4 protein-coding genes and 2 pseudogenes are annotated in these 7903 nt (G+C 67.9%); 4 read left to right on the top strand and 2 right to left on the bottom strand.

What is annotated here, in order from left to right; all coding sequences use genetic code 11:
* On the bottom strand, positions 1–652 hold a 652-nt coding region (locus tag E1266_RS33275), incomplete at its 3' end, for a transposase family protein (RefSeq protein ID WP_132053922.1).
* 157 nt (positions 653–809) lie between these two features.
* Here E1266_RS33275 and E1266_RS33270 point away from each other — a divergent pair.
* From E1266_RS33270 to dxs, 4 genes and pseudogenes are all read left to right on the top strand, one after another.
* Positions 810–1190 carry a hypothetical protein gene (locus E1266_RS33270; RefSeq protein ID WP_132053920.1) on the top strand — a complete coding sequence of 127 codons (381 nt, stop codon included), beginning with the start codon at positions 810–812 and terminating at the stop codon, positions 1188–1190.
* A 91-nt stretch (positions 1191–1281) separates the two neighbouring features.
* A pseudogene (locus tag E1266_RS33265) lies at positions 1282–1805 on the top strand (transposase family protein).
* A gap of 578 nt (positions 1806–2383) precedes the next feature.
* Complete coding sequence (locus tag E1266_RS33260; RefSeq protein ID WP_207946063.1) at positions 2384–3640, top strand: chloride channel protein; 1257 nt, start codon at positions 2384–2386, stop codon at positions 3638–3640.
* 609 nt (positions 3641–4249) lie between these two features.
* A pseudogene (gene dxs, locus E1266_RS33255) lies at positions 4250–6175 on the top strand (1-deoxy-D-xylulose-5-phosphate synthase).
* Positions 6176–6274: 99 nt separating this feature from the next.
* Here dxs and E1266_RS33250 read toward each other — a convergent pair.
* Complete coding sequence (locus E1266_RS33250) at positions 6275–7834, bottom strand: ISKra4 family transposase (RefSeq protein ID WP_132053916.1); 1560 nt, start codon at positions 7832–7834, stop codon at positions 6275–6277.
* Positions 7835–7903 lie beyond the last annotated feature (69 nt).

Below are 7903 nucleotides of genomic sequence, written 5' to 3'. Positions count from 1 at the left end.
CCGCCTGCTCGGCTGCCTGCACCACTGCCTGCACACCCAACAGCCCTACCAGGAGGCCACCGCGTTCGCAGCCCGCACCCTCGCCGCGGCTTGACACGCTAACCGCATGGGATGTCTTGTCGGCCAGGGTGAGGATTCCCGCCTTCTCCAGCTCGCGCAGGATGCCCCGGACACGGGCGGCGGTCAGGTCGTGGATCTTGCCGGGCATCGCCCCCGAGGTCCACAGGATCGTCCCGTCCGGGCCGGCGATCACCTGCACGTTCATCCCGTGCACCCGATGCTTGCCGGAGAAGTAGGGGCGGTCGGCCTTGACCCGGTCGGTGTGAATCAGCGTGCCGTCCAGGACCAGGTGCGTCAGCCCGTCGGTCCCGGCCTTGCGCAACGCAGCCCACAGCTTGGGGGAACGCGCCGACAGCAGCGAGACGATCCTCTCGACGTAGCGCCAGGCGGTGGCCACCGACACCCCGAAACCCGCGGCGGCCTCGGCAAACGTCTCACCCTTGCGCAGGTGCACCAGCACCAGTAGAGCCTGCTGGCCGGGGTCCAGCAGCCGCCACCGCGACCCGATCGCCCGCCGATGGCGGCGGACGATCCCCGCCACGTAGTTCAGCGTCGGACGCGACAAATCCACAGCGGCACGGTAAAACAGCATGCAGAAGCTCCTGGTGAGACGGTGTGGGTTGTGGTGATCAACCCGTCTACCAGGGGATTCTCTGCATCTGCAGGGAATCCATCAACTCGCGATCACGCTGTGATCAACCAGCCCGCCTGACGATGAAAAGGGGTCACTGATAGATATCGGTCTGCTAATGATTAAGAGTGGAAATAGTGAAGAGGCTCGGCGGATAGCAATAGATGTGGCCGCCATTATCGAGGCCGTTGACGTTCCCTTCTTTCACGCTCGAATTTTGGCGAACTTGTCAAGAGTGGTCTACGGGTTGGCTGACTTTCAGTGGCTTCAGCGTATCGCGCAGCAAATCGAGTCTGCTTCTCTCGGTGTGGAGGATTCGCCTTATAGGTCAATGATCTTGGTCGAGTTGGTCGAGTTGGTCGAGGTGCTTGCCAGGGCAGGTGAAGTAGAAAGAGCTAAAGAGATCACATTTACTATCAAGCATCAGGGTGAGCAGTCTGAGGCCTGCGCTAGATTGACCCTTTTTCATCCGGCTGGGCGGACGCTGATCACAGCATGATCGCGATGGGGGCGTTCGGCGGGTGGCGTGAAGAAACCCCTAGTAGACGGGTTGATCACCACAACCCCCGCGTCCGAACCAGGGGCTCTGCATGCTGTTCTACCGCGCCGCCGTCGATTTGTCGCGTCCAACGCTGAACTACCTGGCCGGCGTGATCCGTCGGCCCGCAAGGCGATCGGGTCGGCCTGGCGGCTGCTCAACCCCGGGCAGCAGGCCCTGCTGGTGCTGGTCCACCTGCGCAAAGGCGACACCTTCACCGAACTCGGGGCCGGATTCGAGATATCGACCAGCACGGCCTGGAGGTATGTCGAAGAGGTGGTGGGGCTGCTGTCGGCGCGGTCACCGAAGCTGACGGCGGCGCTGCGGAAGGCCGACAAGGGGTATCAAGGCGCCGAGGCCCGCATCGTCTTCACCCCGTACAAGGGACGCGACAAGCCCGAGTCCCAGAAGCAGGCCAACCGCGCGCACGCCAAGCTCCGCGGGCCCGGCGAACGCGCAAACGCCCAGCTCAAAAGCTGGCGAATCCTCCGCAAGCTCCGCTGCAGCCCCAGCAAGGCCGGCCACCTCGTCAAGGCCATCGCCGTCCTACAGAACTACGAAACCACCCGAGGATGAAAAAGGCTCACTGCAACGTAATGCCCGGGTGTCAAACGCCAAAATCTGTCTCCATCGACCGATAGAATTTATTATCGCGTCGGCGTGGCGCCGTACGTTGCGGGTACTCCTTCTCAATGCCGGTTGACGTGCAAGGGCTGTGGATTGTACACGGGGGACGAGTGAACGCAGAGTAAGGCTCTTTTCAAGAATGGGTAACAAGAATTCATCGCCGTTGTCCCGTGTCGCTGGTCTTCCTCGAAAGCCGTCGAAGACCGGCTCGTGCAGATGATATAGGCGCGTAATCGGTCCGAGCGTGTATGACATCGGCGGCTCGGAACTCTGAGCCGCCCCGGTCCACTACTAGGAGTCGCATTTCATCTGCACGGCCTTCTGCCACGGAGACGGCGCGGCACTCGCGTGGCGGCACCAGATCGGAAAGCGGGGCGAGTTCTCAGATGCCTCAGCCCGACGGCGGAGCGAGCCACGGTGTGGGCGTCGGCGTGGGCGGTCCTTCCGGTCCGTCCCTTCCACCTGGCGGGTGGGACGGCGCGGATCGGCCAAGTGCGGGACGTGTGTGGCGCGTCACGGCTCTCGCCGTGTCCGGTGGCGTCCTCGCCGGGCTGGTCGGGGGCGCCTTCCGCCGATCCCTGGTCCTGGCCGATGACTACCGTGACCAGCTGTTCGCGTGGGCCCGGCTCGGGTCCTTGTGGCGCTGGGTGGTTCCGGTCCTGGTCGCGGTCGCCGCTGTGGCGCTGGCCCGGCTGATCGTCCGCCGGGTTCCGGAGTCCTCCGGCAGTGGCGTCCAGCGGGTCGAGGCGGAACTACGGACAACGGTCAGGCCGGTTCGCATCGCCCTCCTTCCGGCCAAGTTCGTCGGCGGGCTGTTGTCCATCGGCGCGGGCATGGCGCTGGGCCGGGAGGGCCCTACCGTGCAGATGGGCGCATCGCTCGGCGCTGAACTGGCACGCCGTGCCCGGCTCAGCCCGCCCGAGGTGCGCGTGCTCACGGCCGCGACCGCCGGAGCGGGACTGGCGGTGGCGTTCAGCGCACCCGTGGGCGGGGCGCTGTTTGTGTTCGAAGAGGTCGCTCATGCCTTCCGTGTTCGGCTGGTCCTCACGACCGTCGCCGCCGTGGCGGCGGCGATCGCCGCCTCATCGCTCGTCATCGGCACCCGGCCGGTGTTCTCCGTCGGGCGGGTCCCGATGGAACCACTGCGGACGCTCCCCGCGTATGTGGTGCTCGGCCTGCTGCTGGGCGCGGCAGGAGTGGCCTACAACCGGCTGACCATCCTTCTGCTGAACGGTGTGGAAGGCTTGCGCGGCCTTGCCCCGGAGGCGAAGGCCGCCCTCATCGGCGGGGTCGTCGGATTGATCGGTATCGGCGCTCCAGAACTGATCGGCGGTGGCGAATCGCTGGGTCAGGACGTCCTCGCCGGTGGGAACGCTCTGGGATATCTGGGGATCGTGCTGGTCATACGCTGGTTCCTGGGGCCGCTGTGCTACTCGGCGGGTACGCCGGGCGGGCTGTTCGCGCCCCTGCTGCTCGTCGGCGCCGCGGCGGGTTCGCTGTTCGCCGGATCCTTGCACGCCGTCCTGCCGTCACTCGGCATGGCGTCCACCGCAGGCGCCATCGTCGGCATGTCCACGTTCTTCACGGCTGTCGTGAGGGCGCCCCTGACCGGCGTCGTGCTGATCGTCGAAATGACAGCGACGACGTCGCTGATCGTCCCGATGCTGCTGGCCGCCATGGCCGCGCTGATCAGCACGACACTGCTCAACGGGCCGCCGATCTACGACACTCTGCGCCAACGAATGCGAGACCCGGCGGCGGGGCCACACGGCACAGGACGTTGAACCACAATGTGCGCTTCCCCCGAACACTGTGATGCGGTCCGCGCTCAAAACCGGCCTATGCCGTGAGACGGGCGCTCGGGCGGTCGCCGGTTCCATGCCGCTCTCTGACGATCCGGCCTCGTGGGTCCTTCCGCGGCAGCGGCGTCTCGGTCGCGTGATGGCCGTACTGGCGGACGTCGGCCGACAGCTCGCCGAGCGAGGGCGGCAGCTACATGACCGCGCCGAGCACGATCACGCAGGCCAGCCGGCGATGACCGAGGCGGTCCAGGACCCGAACCGGTCCTTGAGGCGCTGCCCGAGCCGCACTCCGGCGACCAGCACCGCGATCGACACCCCGACCACCAGCACTCATTGTCGGCTTCTCCCGAAACCACAGCATCCCTGCGCGTGGTCCAGGACGGTCCCGCCAAGGACACATGCGGGGGCGCTCGGGCACCGGAATGCCGCCGCTCGCTGAGGCGTGGCGGTCGGGCGCCGCAGCCCGCTGCATCGCGCAGGAGCCGGAAAGCAGGTCACGGTTCAACTCGTGTGCCCGCGCTGGGACGATTTTGATCAACAAAGGGGCGAGGGATTCTGGTCTGGCAGGGTGGTGGCACCTAGGCTCGGCCCATGGGTTCGATCTTGACTCGCGTTGGCGGGCCGAAGGATCTGGAGTGCCTCAGCGTCACAGAGCTTGAGAGTTTGGCAGCGGAGATCCGTGATCTTCTCGTGCGGACCGCGTCCACGTTGGGGACGGGCCATCTGGGGCCGAATCTGGGCGTCGTCGAACTCACGATCGCGTTGCACCGTGTGTTCGACAGCCCGACCGAGCCGATTCTGTGGGATGTCGGCCACCAGGCCTATGTGCACAAGATTCTGACCGGTCGGGCCGGGCGGATGCCGACGCCTCCGGCAGACCGGCGGCCTGTCCGGCTATCCGAGCCGTGCTGAGAGCGAGCATGACTGGATCGAGAACTCTCACGCCACCACCGCCCTGTCCCATGCCGACGGCATGGCCAAGGCGTTCGAGGTGCGCGGCGACCGCCGGCCCGTGACGGCGGTCGTCGGCGACGGCGCGCTCACCGGTGGCATGGCGTGGGAGGCGTTGAACAACATCGCCGGTGCCGACCGTCCAGTGGTCATCGTCGTGAACGACAACGGGCGCTCGTACGACCCGACCGTCGGCGGGCTGGCCGACCGGTTGTCTAGGCTGCGGCTCCATCCCGGGTACGAGCAGGCGCTGCGGGTGGTGAAGAACACCCTCGGCCGTACGCCGGTCGTCGGATCGCCGCTGTACAACGCGCTGCACGGCACCAAGCGGGGCCTGAAGGACCTGCTCACACCGCAGGGCCTGTTCGAGGACCTCGGTCTGAAGTACCTCGGCCCCGTCGACGGCCACGACATCGCCGCCCTGGAGCACGCCCTCACCCTGGCCGCGACTTCGGTGGACCGCTGATCGTCCATGCCGTCACCCGCAAGGGCTTCGGCTACCCGCCGGCCGAGAACGATGAGACCGATCAGTTGCATCAGTGGAAGCCCATCGACCCCGACACCGGCGCGGCCCTGCCCAAGACCGGCCGCACGTGGACGAGTGTGTTCAGCGAGGAACTGGTGCGGCTCGGCGATGAGCGCGCCGACGTCGTGGCGATCACCGCGGCGATGCCTGAACCGACCGGCCTGGGCGCGTTCGCCCGCCGCTTCCCCGACCGCTTCTACGACGTGGGCATCGCCGAACAGCACGCCGTCGCGTCCGCCGCGGGAATGGCCACCGGCGGCCTGCACCCGGTGGTGGCGATCTACGCGACGTTCCTGAACCGGGCCTTCGACCAGGTGCTGATGGACGTCGCGTTGCACAGGCTGCCTGTCACGTTCGTGTTGGACCGCGCTGGCATCACCGGCGAGGACGGCCCCAGCCACAATGGCATGTGGGATTTGGCCGTACTCGGTGTCGTCCCCGGCTCGAAGGTCGCGGCGCCGCGCGACGAGGCGACGCTGCGGGCCATGTTGAACGAGGCCGTCGGCTGTGCTGACGGGCCCACGGTGGTGCGGTTCCCCAAGACACCTATGAGTCCCGCGCTCCCGGCGATCCGCAGTGTCGATGGGGTGGACGTGTTGGCTGAGCCGGACACTGATGGTGGCGTGGACGCGCTGGTCGTCGCGATCGGGGCCACCGCCGCCGACGTCATCGAGGCGACCACCGCCGCTCATCAGGCGGGATACACGGTCCGGGTGGTCGACCCGCGCTGGGTCAAGCCAGTGCCGGAAGCACTGGTGGGCCTCGCGGGAGCCGCGCGGCTGGTGGTCACCGTCGAGGACGGTGTGCTCGACGGAGGCGCGGGCGCGCGGGTCGCTCAGCGGCTCGCAACCGCAGGCGTCGACGTGCCCGTCCGGCAGATCGGCATCCCGGCGTCCTTCCCCGACCACGGAAGCGCCGCCGACGTCCGGACGTGGGCGGGCCTGAACGCCCAGACGATCGGGCGACGCATCGTGGAATGGTGGGTCGCCACCGCGCCGTCGACCGATAGCGTCCGCAAGGACGACCACAATCGGGCCTAGCCCGATATCCCGTGGACGGCGTGGTGGACGTTTTGTTTTAGCTTGCCTTGCTTGTGGCCATCGCAGAAGGGTGTAGCTCTTTTTGAGTGAGCGTGCCGGTCAGGCGGTGAGTGCGTATTCGTGCTGGTCGTGGGTGCGTTCGTGTTCACGGCGTAGGTGGTAGGCCCAGTAGCGGTCGAGGTCGTGGTTGGTGTTGAGGGCTCGGAGCTTGAGCATCGCCTCGGCTCCGGCCAGGCCCCATCTTGCTCCTGCGAGGTTGAATCTGTCGGCGATCAGGTGGCGGCAGGCGCCTTCGATCACCCCGGTGGCGATGGGCCACCCGTGGGCGAGGGCGTGGTCGTAGCGGAGGTGGCCGGCGTTGTTGGTGAGGTAGCCGATGGCGGTGTCGATGCCGTGTCGCCGGTGGGCGGACAGCGTGTCGGCGTGGTGTTCCAGGTCGGTGATGACCTGGTGGACCTGCCCGGCCAGCAGGGCCAGCGCCCAGGTGGCGACGCGGTCCTCGGCGGCCGGGTCGGTGGGGGCGTGCAGGTTCCAGGCCGCCGCCCAGAGCTTCTCCAGGACGTGGATGAAGTCGATCACGATGTGGAGGGTGATGCCGCGGCGGGCGGCTTGGGCTTTGATGAGGTCGAGTTGGTGGCGGGCGCCGTCGACCAGCACGACCCAGGGCCGGGCGCGGGCGGGGTCGCGGGCCTGGGCGTGGTCGAAGACCTTGCCGATCACGGTGTCGGGGTCGTCGATCACCGACCCGCACAGCCATTTGCGCATCGCGGATGGTCCGGGCCGCGGTGGCCGGGTCCCGTGCCGTCCGCCGGGGACGGCGATCACATCATGCGGGCGGCGCGGTGCGGGCTCGGCGTCATAGACCACCCCCAACGTGGCCATCCGTTTGCGGGCCGGTTTCTCCCCGCCGGCCAGCCGGGTCCGGAACGTTCGCTTGGCCAGGGCTGCGGCCTTGCGTGTGGCCGGGCGCAGCGCGTCGGGGCGCATCGCGATGCCCTTGCCGTCGAAGCTGAGCACCAGCAGTTCCTCACCGGTGCGCGGCACCGGTGTCTGCTCGGCGTAGAACGCGTCGATATCTTGGGCGCAGGCGACGATCACCTCTTCGATCTGCCGTTTGCCGATCACCGTCCCGCAGCGTGCGGTGATCGCCGCGTGGGCGGTGTCGAACGAGCCGCGCACCGCCTCGGCCACCGCCAGGCGGGCCAGCCCTGCCGAGTGCCGACGGCCGGGCAGCGACAGCGCCGCATCGGCCGGATACAGGTTGCCGACGCTGGGGGCGCGCCAGGCGCACCGGGTGACCCTCACCGTCCCGAACACGGTGGCCAGCAACCGGTGATGCCCGCTCTCCACCCGGCGCCGCACCACCCCGTCGGCCCCGACCACACCGGCGCCCTGTGCGCGAGCGTGTGACACGGCCTGCCGCTCCCGCTGTGCTCGCAGATCAAGGTGCGCCTGCAGGAGCTGTCGTTGCAGCTCACGGCCCTGTTCGACAAGCAGTTCCTCCAGGTGGTCATGCGTCAGCGACCCGGCTGATGGGCCGGTGAGCTGTCCGATCAGACAGTTGAAGGTCTTCCGCGCCTGCGCAAAGCAGTCAGCGGTGACGACAGCGCCGCATCGGCCGGATACAGGTTGCCGACGCTGGGGGCGCGCCAGGCGCACCGGGTGACCCTCACCGTCCCGAACACGGTGGCCAGCAACCGGTGATGCCCGCTCTCCACCCGGCGCCGC

It is taken from the genome of Actinomadura sp. 7K534, assembly GCF_004348575.1.
Lineage (GTDB): Bacteria > Actinomycetota > Actinomycetes > Streptosporangiales > Streptosporangiaceae > Spirillospora > Spirillospora livida.
The sequence above is the reverse complement of the archived record's forward strand: the minus strand, read 5'-3'. Positions and strand labels throughout refer to the sequence as shown.